Origin of the sequence: Microbacterium sp. NPDC077391 (assembly GCF_040686955.1) — a bacterium.
GTDB lineage: Bacteria > Actinomycetota > Actinomycetes > Actinomycetales > Microbacteriaceae > Microbacterium > Microbacterium commune.
Genome location: NZ_JBFBMI010000001.1, coordinates 870554 through 890863 on the forward strand (window position 1 = coordinate 870554; position 20310 = coordinate 890863).

At 68.8% G+C, this 20310-nt stretch carries 18 protein-coding genes and 1 pseudogene; 10 read left to right on the forward strand and 9 right to left on the reverse strand.

The window, feature by feature from the left end:
- Positions 1 to 51: 51 nt before the first annotated feature.
- The 4 genes and pseudogenes from AB0O65_RS03940 to AB0O65_RS03955 all read left to right on the forward strand — a co-directional run bounded on the left by AB0O65_RS03940 (position 52) and on the right by AB0O65_RS03955 (position 3430).
- Entirely contained in the window at positions 52 to 921 is an 870-nt protein-coding gene (locus AB0O65_RS03940) for an ABC transporter permease (RefSeq protein WP_363383217.1), read from the forward strand.
- Complete coding sequence (locus tag AB0O65_RS03945; protein WP_363383219.1) at positions 921 to 1679, forward strand: ABC transporter ATP-binding protein; 759 nt, start codon at positions 921 to 923, stop codon at positions 1677 to 1679. The genes AB0O65_RS03940 and AB0O65_RS03945 overlap by 1 nt, the downstream gene beginning before the upstream one ends.
- Positions 1679 to 2095, forward strand: a pseudogene (locus tag AB0O65_RS03950) (glycosyltransferase family 2 protein); the annotation flags it as partial. The gene AB0O65_RS03945 and the pseudogene AB0O65_RS03950, both read left to right, overlap by 1 nt.
- Positions 2096 to 2125: 30 nt before the next feature.
- A complete protein-coding gene (locus AB0O65_RS03955; RefSeq protein WP_363383543.1) occupies positions 2126 to 3430 on the forward strand; it encodes a hypothetical protein in 1305 nt (434 codons plus the stop codon).
- Between the two features lie 25 nt (positions 3431 to 3455).
- On the opposite strand, the gene AB0O65_RS03960 is transcribed toward AB0O65_RS03955, so the two are convergent.
- Genes AB0O65_RS03960 through rfbA form a run of 7 tightly spaced genes read right to left on the reverse strand, consistent with a single transcriptional unit; the run spans position 3456 to position 12095 of the window.
- Positions 3456 to 4526 (reverse strand): glycosyltransferase family 4 protein, encoded by a 1071-nt coding sequence (locus AB0O65_RS03960; protein ID WP_363383221.1) that lies wholly within the window; start codon positions 4524 to 4526, stop codon positions 3456 to 3458.
- A gap of 18 nt (positions 4527 to 4544) precedes the next feature.
- Complete coding sequence (locus AB0O65_RS03965; RefSeq protein ID WP_363383223.1) at positions 4545 to 5444, reverse strand: glycosyltransferase; 900 nt, start codon at positions 5442 to 5444, stop codon at positions 4545 to 4547.
- A gap of 8 nt (positions 5445 to 5452) precedes the next feature.
- Positions 5453 to 7525 carry an acyltransferase family protein gene (locus AB0O65_RS03970; protein WP_363383225.1) on the reverse strand — a complete coding sequence of 691 codons (2073 nt, stop codon included), beginning with the start codon at positions 7523 to 7525 and terminating at the stop codon, positions 5453 to 5455.
- A complete protein-coding gene (locus AB0O65_RS03975) occupies positions 7506 to 8807 on the reverse strand; it encodes a UDP-glucose/GDP-mannose dehydrogenase family protein (RefSeq protein WP_363383227.1) in 1302 nt (433 codons plus the stop codon). The genes AB0O65_RS03970 and AB0O65_RS03975 overlap by 20 nt, the downstream gene beginning before the upstream one ends.
- Entirely contained in the window at positions 8804 to 10231 is a 1428-nt protein-coding gene (locus AB0O65_RS03980) for a bifunctional dTDP-4-dehydrorhamnose 3,5-epimerase family protein/NAD(P)-dependent oxidoreductase (protein ID WP_363383229.1), read from the reverse strand. The genes AB0O65_RS03975 and AB0O65_RS03980 overlap by 4 nt, the downstream gene beginning before the upstream one ends.
- Positions 10228 to 11226: a dTDP-glucose 4,6-dehydratase gene (rfbB, locus tag AB0O65_RS03985; protein ID WP_363383231.1), complete on the reverse strand. Its 999-nt coding sequence runs from the start codon at positions 11224 to 11226 to the stop codon at positions 10228 to 10230. Before rfbB ends, AB0O65_RS03980 begins: the two co-directional genes overlap by 4 nt.
- Positions 11223 to 12095: a glucose-1-phosphate thymidylyltransferase RfbA gene (rfbA, locus tag AB0O65_RS03990; protein WP_363383233.1), complete on the reverse strand. Its 873-nt coding sequence runs from the start codon at positions 12093 to 12095 to the stop codon at positions 11223 to 11225. Before rfbA ends, rfbB begins: the two co-directional genes overlap by 4 nt.
- Positions 12096 to 12235: 140 nt before the next feature.
- Between rfbA and AB0O65_RS03995 the strand changes: the two genes are divergently transcribed.
- Genes AB0O65_RS03995 through AB0O65_RS04005 form a run of 3 tightly spaced genes read left to right on the forward strand, consistent with a single transcriptional unit; the run spans position 12236 to position 15304 of the window.
- Positions 12236 to 14167: a DUF6541 family protein gene (locus AB0O65_RS03995; protein ID WP_363383235.1), complete on the forward strand. Its 1932-nt coding sequence runs from the start codon at positions 12236 to 12238 to the stop codon at positions 14165 to 14167.
- Positions 14168 to 14183: 16 nt separating this feature from the next.
- Complete coding sequence (locus tag AB0O65_RS04000; protein WP_363383237.1) at positions 14184 to 14924, forward strand: glycosyltransferase family 2 protein; 741 nt, start codon at positions 14184 to 14186, stop codon at positions 14922 to 14924.
- Positions 14921 to 15304, forward strand: coding sequence for a DUF2304 domain-containing protein (locus tag AB0O65_RS04005; protein WP_363383239.1), 384 nt, complete (start codon positions 14921 to 14923; stop codon positions 15302 to 15304). Before AB0O65_RS04000 ends, AB0O65_RS04005 begins: the two co-directional genes overlap by 4 nt.
- Positions 15305 to 15313: 9 nt before the next feature.
- Here AB0O65_RS04005 and AB0O65_RS04010 read toward each other — a convergent pair whose 3' ends face one another.
- On the reverse strand, positions 15314 to 16330 hold the full coding sequence (locus AB0O65_RS04010; RefSeq protein WP_363383241.1) for a glycosyltransferase: 1017 nt from the start codon (positions 16328 to 16330) through the stop codon (positions 15314 to 15316).
- A 102-nt stretch (positions 16331 to 16432) separates the two neighbouring features.
- Between AB0O65_RS04010 and AB0O65_RS04015 the strand changes: the two genes are divergently transcribed.
- Genes AB0O65_RS04015 through AB0O65_RS04025 form a run of 3 tightly spaced genes read left to right on the forward strand, consistent with a single transcriptional unit; the run spans position 16433 to position 19340 of the window.
- On the forward strand, positions 16433 to 17383 hold the full coding sequence (locus tag AB0O65_RS04015) for a glycosyltransferase (RefSeq protein WP_363383243.1): 951 nt from the start codon (positions 16433 to 16435) through the stop codon (positions 17381 to 17383).
- The gene (locus AB0O65_RS04020) at positions 17380 to 18609 is read left to right on the forward strand and encodes a hypothetical protein (RefSeq protein ID WP_363383245.1); all 1230 of its coding nucleotides are present in this window, start codon (positions 17380 to 17382) and stop codon (positions 18607 to 18609) included. The genes AB0O65_RS04015 and AB0O65_RS04020 overlap by 4 nt, the downstream gene beginning before the upstream one ends.
- Positions 18606 to 19340, forward strand: a complete 735-nt coding sequence (locus AB0O65_RS04025; protein ID WP_363383247.1) for a glycosyltransferase — start codon at positions 18606 to 18608, stop codon at positions 19338 to 19340. The genes AB0O65_RS04020 and AB0O65_RS04025 overlap by 4 nt, the downstream gene beginning before the upstream one ends.
- On the opposite strand, the gene AB0O65_RS04030 is transcribed toward AB0O65_RS04025, so the two are convergent.
- Positions 19341 to 20228, reverse strand: coding sequence for a glycosyltransferase (locus tag AB0O65_RS04030; RefSeq protein WP_363383249.1), 888 nt, complete (start codon positions 20226 to 20228; stop codon positions 19341 to 19343). It abuts the gene before it with no gap.
- Between the last annotated feature and the right edge of the window lie 82 nt (positions 20229 to 20310).

The following is a 20310-nucleotide window of genomic DNA, read 5'->3' on the forward strand; positions in this document are numbered from 1 at the left end:
GTTGCCCGCGACAAGCCCGGTCGCCGAGCCCACCCCTCGAGAGGACTGCAATTGGCAGGAACGTTTGTCGATGTCGCGGACTATGATCGCCCGGGCCGTGGAAGCGGTCTCCTCGACGTCTTCCGGTGGAACTATCTGCTCCGGGTACTGATCCGCAAGGGAACAGCGACGCGGTATCGGAACTCGACCCTCGGCTGGATATGGTCCTACGTCAAACCGGCGTCGCAGTTCGTCATCTACTACTTCATCATGGGCATCGTGCTCCAGAACCACCGCGTAGACAACTTCGCGGTCTATCTGTTCAGCGGGATCGTGGTGGTGAATCTCTTCAATGAAGCCTTCGGCAACGCGACGAACTCGATCGTGGACAATCGCGCCCTCGTGCGGAAGATCTACATGCCTCGGGAGCTCTTCCCCGTGGCAGCGATCGTGGGCTCGGTGATCCACTTCCTCCCGCAGCTCGCCATCCTCGTGGTCGTCTGCCTGCTCATCGGCTGGGTTCCGACCGTAGCCGGCCTGGTCGGCGTCGTGCTCGGGTTCCTCCTCATCCTAGCCTTCGCTCTCGGTCTCGGCCTTCTCTTCAGCGGGCTGAACGTGCGCTATCGCGACGCGCAGAACTTCGTCGATCTCATCAAGATGTTCTCCACCTGGACCTCTCCGGTGCTGTACAGCTGGATCCTCATCGCCGAAGCGTTGCGGAACTATCCGTGGGCATCGTTCCTGTACACCGCCAATCCGATCACGATCGCGGTGGAACTCTTCCATGTCGGGTTCTGGGAGCCGACGGTCGTCGAGCCTCAGGGGCTTCCGGAGTACTTCTCCTGGGCTGCTCTGTGCGCGATCGCGATCACGAGCGTCTTCCTGATCGTCGGACAGGCCGTCTTCCGTCACTACGAGCGCACGTTTGCGCAGGACCTCTGATGCCGCAGATCGAAGTTCTCACCCAGTCCACGCCCAGCATCATCGTCGATCACGTGACGAAGCGGTTCCTGAAGCGCAACTCGCATTCGTTCAAGGAGGCGTTCGTCGGCTGGATGCGCGGTCGACGGGTCCGCGCCGACACCTTCACCGCCCTTGACGACGTCACCTTCCAGGTCGGCGAAGGCGAGTCGGTCGCCGTCCTCGGTTTCAACGGGTCGGGCAAGTCCACGTCGCTGAAACTGGTGTCCGGCGTGCTCGAGCCGGACGAGGGCATCGTGCTGACCCGCGGCCGGGTCGCCGGGCTCATCGAGGTCGGTGCGGGGTTCCACCCCGACCTCACGGGTCGCGAGAACGTGTTCCTCAACGCCGCGATCCTCGGGATGAGCCGCGCCCAGACGGAAGCCCGATTCGACGAGATCGTGGAGTTCTCCGAGATCGGGGACTTCATCGACCAGGAGGTCAAGCACTACTCCTCCGGCATGTTCATGCGCCTCGCCTTCTCCGTGGCGATTCACGTCGACCTCGACATCCTCCTCGTCGACGAGGTTCTCTCCGTCGGCGACGCACCCTTCCGTGAGAAGTGTCGGATCCGGATCAAGGAACTCGCGGAGAGCGGCGTGACCATGCTGGTCGTCAGCCACGACACCCGTATGGTGGAGGAGCTCTGCGAACGCGGGATCGTCATCAACCGCGGACGGAAGATCTTCGACGGGCCGATCCGCGACGCTGTCCAGGTGCTCAGGGAGGGGGAGCGATGATGGCGGGGACGGCCAAGAGCGGTGGGCACGCTCGGCCTCTCTCGGTCATCGTTCCGACGCACAACGTGCGCTCCTGGATTTCGGAGACGATCCGCTCGATCCTCGCTCAGGACGTGGTCGATATGGAGGTGATCGTCGTAGACGACCACTCCGACGACGGCACACCGGAGCTGATCGAGCGAGTCGCTGCCGCCGATTCCCGCGTGACGGTCGTCCGAGCGACGAACCGCGGCGGCGGCTCCGCCAGGAATGAAGGGGTGGCGCGCGCGACCGGACGCTACATCGTCTTCGCGGATGGCGACGACATCGTGCCAGAGGGGGCATACCGAGCGCTCGTCGAATCCCTGGAGGCCAGCGGATCGCAGATCGCCGTCGGCGACTATCTGAAGTTCTCGCCGACAGCGACGTGGCGCCCGACCGCCAGTATGCGCGCCTTCGACACTCCCGTGCGCGGGGCGACGCTGTCAGACATCCCTACGCTGATCTTCAGCCGCCCCTGCTGGAACAAAGCTTTCGATCGCGCGTTCTGGGTCGAGAACGACATCCGCTTCCCCGACGTTCCTCGTTCGAACGATATCGTGCCGATGGTGACCGCGTACGTCAAGGCGGACCGCATCGACGTCATCGAAGATGTCGTCTACCTGTATCGTGATCGACCGGGCGGGACCTCGATGACATCGCGAGCATCGTCCGCGGCCTCGTTCCTGAGTTACGTCACGCAGGAACGACAGTGCGCGGATCTCGTGGCGTCGGTCGGTGACGACGGTCTGCGTGCGCGTTATGCCTCCTTGATCCACGACCGCGACGGCTTCTTCCACGTGCGAAAGTTCCTGGCGTCGTGGACTCAGCCGCAGGATGACGATGCCGAGGCGGTCCGACTGCTCGCTGACCTCTTGGCGATCGCCGGCCCTGCGGCGACGTGGATCGACATCCGCAAGCGCGTAACGCTGCGTCTGTTCGCCGCCGGCAACATCCTCGCGGCGCGCGCCACGGCACAGACGGTGGACGGGGGGACGTGGAGCAGTGCCGACGGCCTGATCCGTCTGCGTTCCCTGGAGGCGCTCCTCCGGCACCCCGCTTCCAATCTTCTCGTCATCGCCCAGGGAGATCGCGCCTCCGACGGCGAAGCCGATGCCGCCGAGGAGAGGTTGCTGCGGGGCGTGGCTGAGGCTCTGGAGAACGTTCGTATCGTCGACGCTCCGACCGAAGAGGCCTGGGTCCGCCTCGCGCAGGCAGCCGAGGAAAGGTTCGGAGAGCGTATCCGCGCGCTCGTGCCGGAGTTCGCTGCGGGTGACGTCGCCGCCGCCGCTGCCCGGCAACGCGGACTCGCGGCCACCGTGACGCCGCTGTTCGGTCGAGACCCCATTCGCGTACACGCGAGGGCTTCGTCGCCGGACGCGATTCCGGTGCTGTGGAGTGCGGGGTCGGTGGTGCGACCGCTCCGGTGGTCGTGGAGCGAGAAGGAGGGAGGATGGACGTGCGAGGCTGATTTCTCGCGTTCCCGCCTGCCGCGAGCGGTCCTCCTGCAGCCCGCTTTCCTCTTCGCTGACGGCGTGGTGGTTTCCGGCTATGCGGACTCCGATGTCCCGGAGTACCACCCGTTCGACAACCTCCTATATGAGCAGAGCGGCGCCTGGGTCCGGCTCGAGCGTCGTGCGCACTGGGTGTTCCGTGCGCCGCGCCGCCTCGTGATCCGCACAGTGTCCGCCGCTCGCACCCTGACGCGGCGTGTGATCCCTGCTCGGCCCTGACGCCTTCCGGCGTCTCGGCGGAGCATCAGTCTCCGAGCGTCCGTAGGGCTCTGAGGTACGCCAGCGAGACCGTCCACGGGCTGATGCCGTCGTTGAACCGTTCGAAGTCCGTCTCGCCCACGTCCGCGAACAACTCGTCATCACTGAGAAGAGCAGTGAGGGAGTCCACGGGCGCGTCGACGTCGAAGAACGTCACCCAGGGTTCGGCACCGAACTGTTCCCGAAGATGGGGAAGACCCGGCAGGATCGAGGGGACGTTCATCGTCGCCGCGAGATGCAGACTTCCGGAGTTCAGGATGGCGCGATACGGGAACACGGCGACGTCGGCGGCGCGATACCACCTCGCGACATCGGCATCGGGCACGGACTCGAAAGCAGTGACCGTGCGGATGCCGGACGGCTTGAGCGCATCGTATTGCGCGATCGATTCGGAATTGGCGGAACCGGCGAGCAGGAGGACGGGTCGACGCCCCCCTGCGCGCTGCGCGTGCGCGGTCGCCTGGAGGAGGAGGTCGATGCCCTTGTACGGTCGGATCTGACCGAGGAAGAGGATCGCATGGTCTTCCGGGTCGAGGCCGAAGCTGGCGCGCGCGTCCTCCCGCGAGATGTCGGAGTCGTAGACGCCGAGGTAGCTCGGGTGGGGGATCGTCACGATCTTCTCCGGCGGCAGCACGACGACGTCGGCGACCAGGTCGGACGTCGCCGGTGCCATCACGTGGATGAGATCGGCCGCCTCGGCGAGAACCGCATAGAGCCGACGCTCCGCATCGAGATGCGTGAGCTCGTGGGGGAGGCGGTTATGAACGGTCCATACGATCTTCACGCCCCGTGCGCGAGCCTCCGCAAGACTCTCGGCGACCACCTGCACGCGTTTCGCCGCCTCGCGGTGAGATCGTGCGGATTGTGCGATCGGTGCCGTCCAATGGAGGTGCAGCACGTCTCCGGCTTCGAGCGCCGCGACAGAGGCGAGCAGAGACGAGTACGCCGATCGCTCGATGAAGCGGTACCCGGCAGCCCGGGGCGCGAGGCCCATCAGGTTGAGGTAAGGGTTGCCGTTCCAGGCCGGGAACACGCAGAGTCGGGGACCTGTCTTCATCTCGTCACACTTCCGATCTCACTTCTGGAACCTGTTCCGCAGGCGGCGGTACGCCGACCGTAGCGGGTGGAGCGCTTCTTTCCGCAGGGCGGCGAACTCCCGCTTCATCAGTTCCTCCGTCTCGCGCAGCCGGCGCTCGAAGTACAGCGCCGCTCCCGCTCCCTCTCGGGCGACCAGGCGCCGGAACTCCTCGTCGCGGAGAAGCGCGTCTGTCCGCCGGTGGTCCTCGCTCGCGGCGATCACACTGTTGCCGTCCACCCCGATACCCGACGGGCGCTGGTGCCAGTACACCAGTGGCGCGGGATCGAGGTACTCCAGAGCGCCGAGCTCCAGGACCCGGGTGTTGAAGACCCAGTCGCCGACGACAGGGAGGGATTCATCGTAGAGTCCGAGGCGCTCGTGGAGTTCCCTCCGATAGACGAACGCGATCGGCACGAACTGATTGAACCGCTGCTGATCCATCAGCAGCGGGGCCACCGATTCGGGGAGGAACGCTTCGCGGCCGAGTTCTCTGAGCTCGTCGCCGGTGCGCTGCTCCCACACGATCTCGATGCGCGAGACCACGCCGAGGCGATCGGGGTGCTCGTGCAGATAGGCGGCGGCGCGGGCGAGGAATTCCGGTGCCCAGGAGTCGTCGTCATCGTGCAGGACGAGCAGATCCCCGCGCGCGGCGCCCACGCCGGCGTTGGCCGCCTGCCAGCGCCCGAGTGAGACCGGGTGCGAGATGATCCTGGTTCGTTCCCGCACCAGAGGGCTGCTCTCGGCCACGACCGCATCGACGACCCCGGGAGCACCGCCGTCGTCGACGATGATCAGTTCCCAATCGGTGTGGGTCTGCGAGCCGATGCTCCGAAGAGCACGCCGGACGAAAACCGGACGGTCCTTCGTGCGCATCACAATCGACACGAGTGGGGGCATGGCGGTTCCTAAGAAGTGGGGGACGAGTCGGGGAGAAGTGCGGTGATCTCCCGGCGAAGGTACGGAGCGAGGGAATGGCTGAAGGTGGCGGTGATGTGATGGAGGTCGCGGTACACGACGACGCCCCCTGCGACCATGGGGCACACTCCTTCCGGATCGCAGAAGGCGCCCCGGAGGTCGATCGGCGTGATGCCTGCGTCGCGGGCGGCTATCGAAAGAGGATCCTCGCGGAGGAAATCGACGGCGGAGAACGCGCACGTCTCGTAGGAGAAGTCTCGCTGCTCCGCCAGACAGTCCGCGGCAGCCTGCGGGACAGCCGGGTTGTCGAGCACGGGGATCACGCGGACTCCGGCCTCCTGCGCGGCGCGCCAGCGGTCGGCGAACTGCGCGCCGCGCTCCGCGCGCTCCGAAGCGTCGGCGTCGATCTGGTTCCACGCGGTCACGAGGATTGCGTCGTATCCGCCGGCGAGCAGGTCGGCGTCCAGGGCCGTGCGACGCTCAGCGCACGCGGGGTCGGGATCGCTCGACCACGCGCACCCTCGGCCCACGTAGACGTCGATGGACCACCCGGCATCCTCGGCGACGTCTCGAAGAGCCGGGACCAACATGGCGGCGTGCGAGTCTCCGGTGACGGCGATGCGCACGGCATCGGGCGCCTTGGATCCGATGTGGCAAGGCTCGATCGGCGCCGCGCTCTGCGTGTAGCAGGCGAAAGCGCCGTCTGTGTCGTCGTACAGCCCAGCGAGCCCGGGGATCAGTTCGGCGCGGTCGACGATCTCGCTCTTGGCTCCGGCGCAGTCGGGGCCCAGGAGGAGATTCGCGCCTCGGCACGCGTCGGGATCCGCGATCTCTGTCTGCGCCTGGGCCGTCCTTTCCTGCTCGGACGCCGAGATGGCGAGCGCGGGAACGCCGGCGGCGGCCGTGACCACGACCATTGCGGCCGCCGTCCCCCACAGGATCGTCCGAGGGCGGAAACTGGTGAGCCTGCCGAACCGTAGCGGATCCTCGACGAATCTCTTGCCGAGCGCGGCGAGGACCGCAGTCAGCAGGACCAGCAGGACGTTCTGCCAGAGGTCGAGCTCCGCCCCGAGGACGGCGGGAGCGATGACGATGAGTGGCCAGTGCCACAGATAGATGCCGTAAGAGTTGTCGCCGAGCCATTGCACCGGACGCCACGCCTGGAGGCGGGCCGCCGCGAAGGGCGGGGTCGGGCCGATGAGGATCAGCGCGGCCGTGGCCGCGACGGGGAGGATTGCTGCGTATCCCGGGAAGGGCGTCGTCGGTCCGAAAACGAGGGCGGAGCCGATCAGCGCGAGCCACCCGGCCAGCCAGATCACGGCGCGCGCTGCGCGGGGGACCGCGATCGCCGGGAGCACAGCCACCAGGGCACCGAATCCGAACTCCCACATCCGCACCGGCGTGGCGAAGTAGGCGAAGGAGGGAGCGGTGAATGTCGTCACCAGACTCAGCACGAGGCTCGCCGCCGTGACGGTGCCGAGGGTGACGAGGAGCGCCCTGCGGCCTCGTCCCCTGGCGATGGCCGCGCTGGTCGCGGCGATCACGAGCAGCGGCCAGAGGATGTAGAACTGTTCCTCCACGGAGAGCGACCAGTAGTGCTGGGCGATCGGAGGAGCGTTGTCCGCGCCAAGGTAGTCGACGGCGTCGGCGGCGAGCACCCAGTTCTCGACGTAGAGAGTGCTTCCGACGATGGAACGCAGGTATTGCGTGACCAGAGCCGGAGGCGCGGAGAGCAGAGTGAGCACGGTGCTCGCGGCGAGCACGAGGAGCGCCGCAGGAAGCAGGCGACGCGCCCGTGCCGCCCAGAACGCACTCAGCCGGAGTCCGCCCCGCTCGCGCAGTCGGACCAATTGCCCGGTGATCAGGTAGCCGGAGATCACGAAGAAGACATCGACTCCGATGTACCCGCCGGTGAGCGCATGCGGCCAGACATGGAAGACGACGACGGCCGCTACGGCGAACGCGCGCAGCGCCTGGATGTCCGCGCGAGGCGGGTCGGGTACCCGGGACGAAGCGGTTCTCTTCGTTGCGCGGACGCGCGGGTCAGCGCCGACCGAGGCCACGGTAGCTCCACCCGGCAGCGCGCCAGCGGCCGGCGTCGAGGCAGTTGCGGCCATCGATGATCAGACGGTCCGCCACCAGATCCGCGGCCGTCTCCGGGTCGAGCTGCCTGAACTGCTCCCATTCGGTCACGACGACCGTTGCTTCGGCACCGGCGAGAGCCTCGTCCGCGGTACGCGCGTACGTCAGGTGAGGACGAACACGACGCGCCGTCTCGATCGCTTCCGGATCATAGGAGATGACGTCCGCCCCGAGCCCATGCAGGCGCGTGGCGATATCCAGCGCGGGGGAGTCGCGTGTGTCGTCCGAATTGGGCTTGAACGCCAGCCCGAGGATCGCGATGCGACGTCCGGCGACGGAGCCGCCGAGTTCCTCCGACACGACATCGACGAGGCGGTTCCGCTGGCGCAGGTTGATCTCGTCGACTTCGCGGAGGAATCGCAGAGCTCTCCCGTGCCCGAGCTCCTCCGCTCGGGTGGCGAACGCGCGGATGTCCTTCGGCAGGCAACCGCCACCGAAGCCGACGCCGGCGTTGAGGAAGCGGCGGCCGATGCGGACGTCGTGTCCGATCGCATCCGCGAGCTGTGTCACATCCGCGCCCGTGGCGTCGGCGATCTCCGACATCGCGTTGATGAAGGAGATCTTCGTGGCGAGGAACGCGTTGGCCGCCACCTTGACCAGTTCGGACGTGGAGAAGTCGGTGACGAGACGCGGGATCCCGGCCGCGAGAGCTTTCGCGTACACCTCGTCGAGGATCGCGACCCCTGGGCCCTCCGGGTCCGCCGTTCCGTAGACGATGCGGTCGGGCTCAAGGGTGTCCTGGACGGCGAAGCCCTCGCGGAGGAACTCCGGGTTCCAGAGCAGCAGTGCGCCGGTGGGAGCGACGATGTCGGCGAGCCGTTGTGCGGTGCCTACGGGTACCGTCGACTTCCCGACCACGACGTCCCCTTCGGAGAGCACGGGGAGCAAGCCCTGAACGGCGGCATCGACGAACCGGAGGTCGGCTCCATCGCCGTCTTCCCGCTGGGGTGTTCCGACGGCGATGAAGTGGACCTGTGCGGCGGCCAGGTCGGAGGGCTCGGTGGAGAACGTCAGCCGCCCTGTCGCCAGGGTGTCGCGCAGCAGTTCGTCGAAGCCGGGCTCGAAGAAGGGCGCTTCTCCCGCGGCGAGGCGACCGATCTTGTCGGCATCGACGTCGAAGCCGACGACCTCGTGGCCGATGGACGCCATGGCCGTGGCGTGCACTGCCCCCAGGTACCCGCAGCCGATGACACTCAGCCTCATCGGATCTCCTCCTCGACAGCAAGATACGCCGCGAGTGACTCGTCGGCGTCGGCGGGGGCGAACCCGGTCGCGGTGATCTTCGCGAGATCCAGAACGCTGTTCCGCGGGCGCGGGGCGACCGGGCCGGTCGCTGATGCGAAGTACTCATCCGTGCTCACGGCGGTGACGCGGTCCGCGTCGTGGCCGCTCAGGCGGAACACCTCGCGTGCGATGTCTGCCCAGGAGCGGGGGTCGCCCGATCCGGTCACGTTGTAGACGCCGTAGGGGGCCCGCGTCTCGACGAGATGCGCGATCGCGGCTGCGATGTCGGAAGTGAAGGTCAGGCGTCCTATCTGGTCGCCCACGACCCGCGGATCGATCCCGCGCTCGGCGAGGGACTGCATGGTGCGGACGAAGTTCCCGCCGTCGCCGATCACCCAGGACGTCCGCACGATGTAGTGTCGCCCGGCGGTCGATGCCGCGAGGTCGCCGGCGGCTTTCGTCTGCCCGTAGACGCCGAGGGGGCGCGGCGGCGCGTCCTCGGGGTAGGCGCCGTCGTGCGTGCCGTCGAAGACGTAGTCGCTCGACACGTGGACGAACGTGATGCCGTGGTCGTCGGCGATCCGAGCAAGTGCGGCGACCGCTGTGGCGTTGGCGGCCCATGCCTGCTCCCGGCCGTCCGCTGTCTCCGCCTGGTCGACGGCGGTGTAGGCGGCCGCATTGACGATGAGGCCGTAGTCATGCCAGCGGCGTGCCGTTGCGAGGTCGGTCGCCGCCACGTCGATGTCTGCGCGCGTGGCGTACTCGATGTGCGCCGCATCGCCGAGGTGGGCGCGCACGGCGCGACCCAGCTGACCCGATGCCCCGAGAACGAGCACCTTCCTCGGCGGGATCGGCGTGACGTCCGCGAGGCGCGGGTGCGCCTTGTCCCTCTCCGAGATCTCGACCTCGGTGAGCGGGATCGGCCACTCGATGGCGGCCGTCTCATCGGCCAGATTCAGGAACGAGTACGAGGCGTCGGGGGACCAGTGGTCGTTGACGAGGTACGTGTAGGCGGTGTCCGGCTCGAGCGTCTGGTACGAGTTGCCGACCCCGCGCGGGACGAAGATGGCCCGCGACGGGTCGAGCTCGGTCGTGAAGACCGTGCCGAATGAGGGCCCTTCGCGGAGGTCGACCCAGGCGCCGAAGATGCGTCCAGTCGCGACCGACACCCACTTGTCCCAAGGCTCCGCGTGGATGCCTCGGGTCGTGCCGACGGCGTCGTTAAAGGAGATGTTGTTCTGCACGGGTCCAAAGTCCTCGAGACCAAGGGCGACCATCTTCTCGCGCTGCCAGTTCTCCTTGAACCAGCCGCGGGAGTCTCCGTGGACGGGCAGCTCGAACACCACGAGACCGGGGATGGGAGTCTCGATCCGCTCCAGCTTCTTCCCGAACGCGGCGCTCACTGGCCCTTGCCCGCGTAGAACGCTTCGACGGCGTCCTTGCCCGGCGCCCACCACGACTCGTTGTCGCGATACCAGTCGATCGTCGCCGACAGCCCCGCCTCGAAGTCGGAGAACTGCGGACGCCAGCCGAGCTCGGTACGCAGCTTCGTGGAGTCGATCGCATACCGCAAGTCATGGCCCGCGCGGTCGGTGACGTGGTCGTAGGCGTCGGCGGGCTGTCCCATCATCGTGAGGATGAGCTCGACGACGTCCTTGTTGTTGCGCTCGCCGTCCGCGCCGATCAGGTAGGTCTCGCCGATGGCGCCCTTGTCCAGGATCGTGAGGACCGCGGAGGAGTGGTCGTCCGCGTGGATCCAGTCGCGCACGTTCTCGCCGGCGCCGTATAGCTTCGGGCGGATGCCCCGGAGCACGTTCGTGATCTGCCGGGGGATGAACTTCTCCACGTGCTGGTACGGGCCGTAGTTGTTGGAGCAGTTGGAGATCGTCGCCTTGACGCCGAACGACCGGACCCACGCGCGGACCAGGAGGTCGCTGCCGGCCTTGGTCGAGGAGTACGGCGACGACGGGTTGTACGGCGTCGACTCGGTGAAGCGCTCCGGGTCGTCCAGCGCGAGGTCCCCGTACACCTCGTCCGTCGAGATGTGGTGGAAGCGGCGATCGTAGCGACGAGCGGCCTCGAGCAGCGTGTAGGTGCCGACGATGTTCGTGTCGAGGAACGGACGCGGGTCGTTCAGTGAGTTGTCGTTGTGCGACTCCGCGGCGTAGTGCACGACCGCGTCGGTCTCGGCGAAGAGCCGGTCGATGAGGGCGGCGTCGGTGATGTCACCCTCGACGAAGGTGACCCGGTTCTCGGGCAGACCCTCCAGTGAGCGCCGGTTGCCGGCGTAGGTGAGCGCGTCGAGCACGGTCACGTGGTGGTCCGTGTGCGCCACCACGTGGTGGACGAAGTTGGAGCCAATGAAGCCGGCACCTCCGGTCACGAGCAGACGGCTCATGCGTGTCCTCTCTTCAGGATGTCGAGCAGGTAGACCCCGTAGCCCGACTTGACCAGCTTCTCGGCGCGCTCGCGCAGTTCGTCGTCGCTCAGGAAGCCCTGACGCCACGCCACCTCTTCGGGGACGCCGATCTTCAGCGCGGTGCGTCGTTCCATCGTGCGCACGTACTCCGCGGCGTCCGTCATCTGGTCGAACGTGCCGGTGTCGAGCCACGCGGTGCCCCGAGGGAGCACCTCGACCTGCAGCTTGCCGCGCTCCAGATAGGCGCGGTTGATGTCGGTGATCTCGTACTCGCCGCGAGCGCTCGGCTCCAGATTGCGGGCGATTTCGACGACGTCGTTGTCGTAGAAGTACAGACCGGGCACGGCGTAGTTGCTCTTGGGCTGTGCAGGCTTCTCCTCGAGCGACACCGCGCGGCCCTCGGTGTCGAACTCGACCACGCCGTAGGCCTGGGGCTCTGCCACCCAGTACGCGAAGACCGCGCCGCCGTCGATGTCCTCGAACCGCTGCAGGCGGTTCCCGAGGCCGGGGCCGTAGAGCAGGTTGTCGCCGAGGACCAGGGCGACCGAGTCGTCGCCGATGAAGTCCGCGCCGATGGTGAAGGCCTGGGCGAGGCCGTCCGGCGACGGCTGCTGCGCGAACTGCAGGTTGATCCCGAACTGCGATCCGTCGCCCAGCAGCCGCTCGAAGTGCGCGGCGTCGTGCGGGGTGGTGATCACCAGGATGTCGCGGATGCCGGCGAGCATCAGCGTCGACAGCGGGTAGTAGACCATCGGCTTGTCGTACACCGGGATCAGCTGCTTCGAGACCCCCAGTGTGATCGGGTGCAGACGCGTGCCGGAGCCCCCGGCGAGAATGATGCCTTTCACGCCTCTATGTTGACACACTGTTCCCGGAAGTCCCGGGCGCGCCTCGTCCCGCCTCGCCCGGTCCTGGTCCACGCAGGGGATCACCATGGCCGCGGGATATCCTGATCCGGTCGTCCGCGAGAGATCTGGAACTAATGGGAATGCTCGAACTGCTGTGGCCTGCCGTCGTCCTCCTCGCGGTGTACGCGGTTCTCGGAGGGTCGCTCGCCTGGGTGATCGGGCTCCGGAGGCTCTGGGCCGTCGCCGCGGCCCCCGCCTTCGCGACGACCGTGATCGGCGGCGCGAGCGTCGTCGCCGGATGGCTCGGTCTCGGGTGGTCGATCCTTCCGAGCCTCGTCCTGGCGGTCGTGATCGGCGCCGGCGTGCTGCTCGTGCGACGCAGGACGACGACCCGCCCCGTGGCGCTGCCCTCCTTCTCACCGTGGTGGACGGTGCTCGCGCTGGTGCTCGCCGCGATCGTGATCGGCGGGCAGACACTCTCCGTGATCGGAGCGCCGACGGCGATCTCCCAGACGTTCGACAACGTCTTCCACCTCAACGCGATCCGGTACATCCTCGACACCGCCGCCGCCTCGCCCCTCGAACTCGGCCAGATGACGAGCCCCAACGGCGGCGTGCCGTTCTACCCGTCGGTCTGGCACGCCACCGCCGCCATCGTCGTCCAGCTGAGCGGCGCGGGCATCCCCGCCGTGGTCAATGCGCAGACGCTCGTGATCGCCGCGGTGCTGTGGCCGCTCGGCGCCGTGCTGCTCTCGCGGGTGCTCGCCGGGGCGACCGCGGCCGTCGCGGTCAGCGCGGCGCTCGTCAGCGTGTCGGTGCCGATGTTCCCGCTGCTCCCGATGGACTACGGCGTGCTCTACCCGTTCCAACTCGCGCTCGCGCTCGCCCCGGTCGCGCTCGCCGCGACCGCCTCCCTGCTCGGGATCGGGGCGACCGCCGGGGAGCGGGCGCCGGGCTGGTGGGGCTTCGTCCTCCTGGGCGCCATCCCCGGGGTCGCCCTCGCACACCCCGGCGGGTTCGTCGCGTGGCTGGCGCTGTCGGTCCCGATGGTCGGTGTCTTCGCCGTCCGCTTCTGGCGCGGACACCCCGCGGGCCGGGCACGCATCGGGCTGGTGGTCGGGGCGCTCGCGTACCTCGGCCTGGGGCTGCTGCTGCTCAAGATCCTCCGCCCGCCGCTGCCCACGCGCCTGTGGCCGACCGCGCTCAGCCCGGCAGAGGCCGTGCGGGAGGTGGCGCAGGTGTCGATGTTCTACGGCACGGTGTCGATCGGCGTCACCCTCGCGATCCTGCTGGGTCTGGTGTGGGCCGTCCGGGAGCGCACCGGGCCGGTCTTCGTGGCGGTGGCATCGTGGGTGATCGGCGCCGCCCTGTTCGTGATCGTGATCGCCTCGCCGTTCGGCACGCTCCGTGACGCGCTTACCGGGAGCTGGTACAACAACTGGCCGCGGCTCGCCGCCGTCTTCGGTGTGGCGCTCGTCCCGCTCGCGGCGTTCGGTGTCGCGCGCACCGTCGAGGCGGTGGCACGACGCTGGGCGGCGGCGCGCCCCGAAGCCGTGAGGGCCCGCACGCTCACGGGCGCGGCCCTGGCGGTCTTGGGCGCCGTCCTGCTGCCGCTGCCCGCTCTGCCGCACGCCGTGGAGCAGGCGCACGGACGGTTCGCGCTGGACGACGACTCCGCGCTGGTGAGCGCGGACGAGATGGCACTGCTCGAACGACTCCCCACGCACGTCCCGGCCGGAGAGAAGATCTCGGGGAATCCATACACAGGCACCGCGCTGGCGTACGCGATCGGCGGACGCGAGGTGCTCATGCCACACATCCTCGTGGACGTCTCCGAGGAGGCCCAGACGGTGAACGATCATCTCGCCGACGCCGAGACGCAGCCCGACGTCTGCGACGCCCTCCGCGAGACGGGCGTCGGCTTCGTGCTGGACTTCGGCGATCGAGAGGTGCACAACGGCTCGCACCCCCTTCCGGGTCTGGAGGAGCTGGAGGATTCCGGGGCGGTGCGTCTGGTCGACAGCGAAGGGGATGCCAGACTGTACGAAGTGACCGCGTGCGGTCTGGGCTGAACTCGGAGATCCTGACATGACCGGCAAGACACGTGCGAACCGTGTCCTCGTCCTCGTGCCCGCGTGGAACGAGGAGCGCAACGTCGGGACCACCGTCCGCGAGATCCGCGCCGCGTCGTCGCGCTACGACGTCGTCGTGATCGACGACGGCTCCACCGACACCACCGCCGCGGCGGCTCGGGAGGCCGGCGCCGCCGTCCTGTCGCTGCCGTTCAACCTGGGCGTGGGCGGGGCCATGCGCACCGGGTTTACCTACGCGGCGCGCGAAGGGTACGCCGCGGCGATTCAGGTCGATGCGGACGGGCAGCACGACCCGGGGGACATCGAGCGTGTGCTCGGCGGCCTCGAGGAGGCGGACATCTCGATCGGCGCGCGCTTCTCCGACGTCGGCGACTACTCCGTCCGCGGGCCGCGCCGGTGGGCGATGGTCTTCCTCGCCTCGGTGGTCTCGCGGATCGCGAAGACCCGGCTCACGGACGTGACGAGCGGATTCCGCGCCGCCAACGCGCGGGCCATCGACCAGTACGTCCAGTACTACCCCGCGGAGTACCTCGGTGACACGCTCGACTCCCTTGTCGCGGCGCTGCACTCCGGCCTCACGGTGACTCAGGTCGGTGTCGCGATGCGCCCGCGCGCGCACGGCAGCCCGAGTCAGGGTCCGCTCGGCTCCACCGTCTACCTGCTGAGGTCGGTGTTCGCCCTGCTGCTGGCCGCGATGCGACGCACAGGCTCGCGGAAGGGAGAACCTCGCGCATGATCGTCCTCGTTGGCATCGCCCTCGCCATCCTCATCCTCGTCATCGTCCTCTGGATGCTGCTCACGCGACGGCTCCGCGAGAAGTACGCGGTGCTGTGGCTCATCATCGCCGTCTCGGTGCTCATCGTCGGTCTCTTCCCCGGGCTCCTGGCCGGTCTCACGGCGTTCCTCGGCGTGCAGGTGCCGTCGAACCTGCTCTTCGCGACCGCGATCCTGCTGCTGCTCGGCGTCGCGCTGCACCTGTCCTGGGAGCTCAGCCAGGTCGAGGAGGAGACCCGCCGTCTCGCGGAGGAGTCGGCGATCCTGCGCACTCAGCTGGAGCGGCTGGAGCAGCGCACCGCCGGCCTCGAGGAGCGCAGCGCGCCGGGAGAGCGCGACTGAGCTCCGCCGTCAGACGCCGGTCACGTCGACGGCACGACGGACGGCGCGGCGCCCGCCGCTGACTGCTCCGCACAGCCAGCTCGCGCGGTACTCGAGCGCGAAGCGCGCCGGGACGATGCCACGTCGACGTGCCACCCGGAGCAGGGCGAATGCCGCGCGAAACCGACGGTCGTCGCCGAAGATCCGGTCACGACGGGCGTCGACGCGGGATGCCGGGATCCGTCGATCGAGCGTGTCGACCAGCAGCTGTCGCCAGCCCACATAGGTCCAGAAGGCCATCCGGGCGATCGCCCACGGGGAGCGGGAGCCCTCGTAGCGCTCCGCCTGGTCGCGGATGTTGCGTACCGACTGGCGGATGCTGCCGCCGCCGAGCCGGCTCGGGTCGCCGAAGACGTTGGCGTCGTGCTGCACGTAGTCCTGCACGACGTCGTCGACGATGCGCGTGCCCCGGTGGGCCGCCGCGACGACCGCGAGCCAGTGGTCGTGGGTCGCGACCCTCGTCGAGGCGCGGGGGAAGGGGAGGGCGGTCCCCAGCAGTTCCGGGGCGAAGAGGCACAGCGAGCCGGTGAACTCGTTGGAGAGGAGGGTGAAGAGTGACCCGTGATCCTGCCGGGCCGTGCGTCCCGTCTCCTTCTCGGAGGGGTAGGAGACGATCCGCGCCTGGGCGGAGACGAGCGAGACCTCGTCGAGGTGGGGGAGCAGACGCTCGATCTTGTCGGCGCCCCAGCGATCGTCCTGGTCGCAGAGCGCGATCCACGTGCTGCGCTCGGACACGGCGAGGAGGCCGCGCTCGAAGTTCAGGTAGAAGCCGAGCCGCGATCCGTCGCCGACGATCCGGAAGCGACCGTCCCCTTCGGTGATCTCCTTTACCAGGGCGGCGACGGGTGCGGGATCGCCGTCCACCGAGATGACGCATTCCCAGTTCTCCACCGACTGCGCCTGCAGGGACGCGAGCTGACGACGGAAAAGCTCCGGATCGGGGGAGTAGGCGGCCAGCACGATGGTGCCGAACGGGGAGGTCGACACGAGAGGGCCTTCCGGGTCTGCGGGGTCGATCAGCGAATGAGGCTAGTCTAAAGGCGCCATGCTGGAGTCTCTGCCTTCCGTCCCCCGTCCGGTGCGCCTCGGATGAGCGCCTCGCGTGTCTGGGCCGTCTTCTCGACCTTCCGGCCCGGTGAATCCGCGAGGGAGGCGGTCGCCTCGGTCGCCGCGCAGGTCGACGGCGTGATCGTCGTCGACGACGGCTCCGGCCCGGCGGCCGACTCCGTGCTGTCGGCGCTCGCCGCGGACGGCGCCACGGTGGTGCGACGCCCCGCCAACGACGGCATCGCCGCGGCGCTGAACGACGGCATCGCCAGGGCGCTGGAGGCGGGCGCCGCGTTCGTGCTGACGTTCGACCAGGACTCGCACATCGAGTCGGGCTTCGTGGCCGCGCTGCTCGGGGCCCACGACGCCGCGACAGCGGCGGGCTCCCGCGTCGGCGTCGTCGTCCCGGAGTTCTTCGCCGGGGTGCGGCAACAGCGCGGGCCCGACGCTGTGTGGGGTGACGCCGCCAACGTGATCCAGTCGGGGATGCTCCTCCCCGCGCCGGTGGTCGAGGCTGTCGGAGCGCTGCGCGAGGACTTCTTCATCGATCTCGTCGACACGGAGTTCGAGCTCCGTCTGCGCCGCCGCGGATGGCGGGTCCTCGCCGCCGGCGGCGTGCGGATGGAGCACGCGCTCGGGACGAAATACCGCCGAGACCTGTGGGGACGCACGGTGCGGCTGCCCGGCATCCCGCCCGAGGTCACCCTGAGCACCCCCTTCCGCTACTTCTACCGTCTCCGGAACCGGATCGTGCTCAACCGCGAGTACCTCCTCGTGGCTCCCCGTCAGATCATCCGGGACTCCCTCCTCGACGGCATCCACTTCGTCAACGCCGTCTGGGTCGCGCAGCCACGACGGGCGCTGCTGCGCGTGTACCGAGCAGCGGCCGTCGCCGCCTTCCGGGGACGGATGGGCCGGATGCCCGCGGCGCTCGCGCCCGTCGCCGCCGAGATCCGGTGGACGGCACCCGTGATCGCGCAGGATCCGGCGTGAGCGGGGCCGTGCGCTCCGCGGCCGGCCGCCTGAGCGGGTTTACTGTCTCGGTCGGGGTCGTCACTCTCATCGGCATCATCTCAATCCCCCTCCTCACGGCCTCTCTCGGCAAGGCCACCTGGGGCACCCTCGCGCTCATCCAGACGGTGTCGCAGTTCGGCGGTATCCTCGTCGCGTTCGGCTGGGGAGCGACCGGCGCCGCGACCGTCGCGGGCATCCCCATCGAGGGACGGCAGGCCTTTTACCGCACGTCCCTCCGCGCACGCGCCCTGCTCTACCTGGTCGTGCTTCCGGTGATCGCGCTCATCCTCGCCCTGCTCACCCGCGGAGACGTCCTCGTCTCCGTGCTCGGCGCCGCGGTGTATCTGCTGCCGAATCTCGGGGCGGCGTGGTACTTCACGGGAGAGGGCAAGCCGCTTCGGCTGTTCCTCTGCGACACGCTGCCTACAGTCCTCGGTGCCGTCGTCGGAATCGTCGGTGCCGTCCTGACAGGCGAGCTGTGGGTGTATCTGGTCGCCCAGGGACTCGGTTTCGTCGGCGCCGTCGTGATCGACGCCGTGACCGTCCTGCGCGGCTCCACCGCGTCGTCGCACAGCCGCGTGCCGCTGCGGGCGGTGCTCGGCGGACAGCGTCATGCCGTCTCCGCCACGCTCGTCAGCGGTCTCTACGTGACGCTGCCGATGGTCGCCGTGCAGGCGTTCCTCCCCGCGCTGCAGCCGATGTACGCCTTCGCCGACCGTCTGTTCAAGTACGCCTCGATCGCCCTGCTGCCCATCCAGCAGTTCTTCCAGGGATGGGTGCCCGACCCAGAGGCCAACTACCGGCACCGGGCGCGGATCGCCGCCGGCGCCGCCGTCGTCATCGGGACCATCGGCGGCGCGTGCATCGCGGTGCTGAGCCCGTGGGCGTCGACGATCCTCTCCGTCGGCGCGATCACCGTCCCCTGGGAGGTGTCGCTGCCTCTCGGCGTCGCCTTCATCGGCATCGCCACGGCGGCCATCGTCGGCTACGCCTGCCTGGTGGTCGTCGGCCGGGTGCGTGCACTGGCCGTCTCCACGCTCGTCGGCGCGCTCGTCGGGGCCCCGCTCATCCTCCTCTTCGCCGCGGCCGGATCCGTACCGGCGGTGGCATGGGCGGTGGCGGTGTCGGAGCTGTGCGTCGCGGGATATCAGGTGCTCGTGCTCCGTGCCGAGCTGCGCAGACCAGCGAAGGAGGCCGTGTCGTGAGCGCGATCCGGGTGAGCGTGTGCATGGCCACGTACAACGGCGAGCGGTACCTCGCAGCGCAGCTCGCGTCGATCCTCGCGGAGCTGGAGCCCCAGGACGAGGTGGTCGTCGTGGACGACGCCTCGACTGACGGCACGATCGCGGTGCTGGCAAGTTTCGACGATCCGCGCATCCGGGTGCATGCGCGGGGAGACAACCGCGGCTATGTCCGCACCTTCGAGGAGGCGCTGGGCCGGGCCACGGGCGACGTCGTGCTGCTGTCTGACCAGGACGACGTCTGGATCCCCGGTCGGCGGGCCCTCTTCCTCTCCGCGCTCGAGGACTCCGCCGTCGCGGCATCGAATCTGGTGCTGCTCGGTTCGGACGATCCGCTCCCGAACCCGATCACCCGCCGGGCCTGGCGGCTGCGGGCGGAATGGTCGCGGCAGGGCGTGCGCAACGCGCTGCGGATCCTCGCCGGGATGGCGCCGTACTACGGCTGCGCCATGGCCGTCCGCCGCGACGCCCTCGACCGGGTCCTGCCGTTCCCGCCGTACCTCGGCGAGAGCCATGATCTCTGGATCGCGCTCGTCGGCAACGCGCACCGCACCATGAAGCACATCGAGGCCCCGACGATCCGGCGGCGGATCCACGATGCGAACGCCTCCCCGTCCCGGCCCCGCGGGATCGGGGCGGTGCTCCGCGCCCGCGTGATGCTGCTGCGGGCGTGGGTATCGGCGCTCCGGCGCTGATCAGCGCAGGATGTGCGCCCAGAGGGCGCGGCGTCCCTCGGCGTCCCCGCGTCGCATGACGGTCGGCACGGTCGTCAGGGCGTGCAGGCGCGCGAACACGCGGGCCCTGGCCGCGCGGGCCGTGGACCTCCAGCCGCGCTCCTCGGCCCGACTCGCCGTCTCCCGGAAGAACCGGCGGTCGTCCCGGAAGCGGGAGCCGTCGAGGATGGCCTTCTGGGACGCGCTCTCGGTGTGTCGTCGATAGGCGAAGACCTCGTCGTCGATCACGACGAGCGATCCGCCCGCGAAGACGATGTCGAGGAGGATCGCCAGATCCAGGACGATGGGCAGGTCGTCGCGGAAGTCGTGCGCACGGATGGCGTCGGTCCGGAACACGAGCGACGGCCAATAGAGCCAGTTGCCCCGCACCAGGCTCGTCGCGAGCCGCTCTCCGGCCAATTCCACGTCGCCGGCGCGGGTGTCCGGCCGCAGCATCCGCTGCTTCACCCGGTCGACGAGCGGCAGCGACGGCGCACCGTTCTCGTCGATCACCTGCACGCCCGGCTGGACCACGGCGGCGTCCGGATGGCGGGAGATGGCGGCGCGGACCACAGCGACGTAGCCCGGGAGCAGGAGGTCGTCGCTGCCCAGCACCACCAGATGGTCGGCTTCGGCCAGACGCACGCTCTCCCGAAAGTTCTCGATGATGCCGACGTTCTGGTCATGCCGCCGGTACCGGATCCGCGGGTCGTCGAGGCGGGCGAAGGCCTCCGCCACGGTGCGGTCCGGATAGGCGTCGTCGATCACCGTGAGGCGCCAGTCGCCGTCGGTTTGCGCACGGACGGACTCCACCGTCTGGCGCAGCAGCGCGGGATCACCCCAGAACGGCAGCATGATATCTATCGTCATCGTCCCTTCAGCATACGAAGCCGGGTGGGGTGCCGCAGACCGGCGCCGCCCGTTTACGCAGGTAGCATGGTAGGGCCAATGG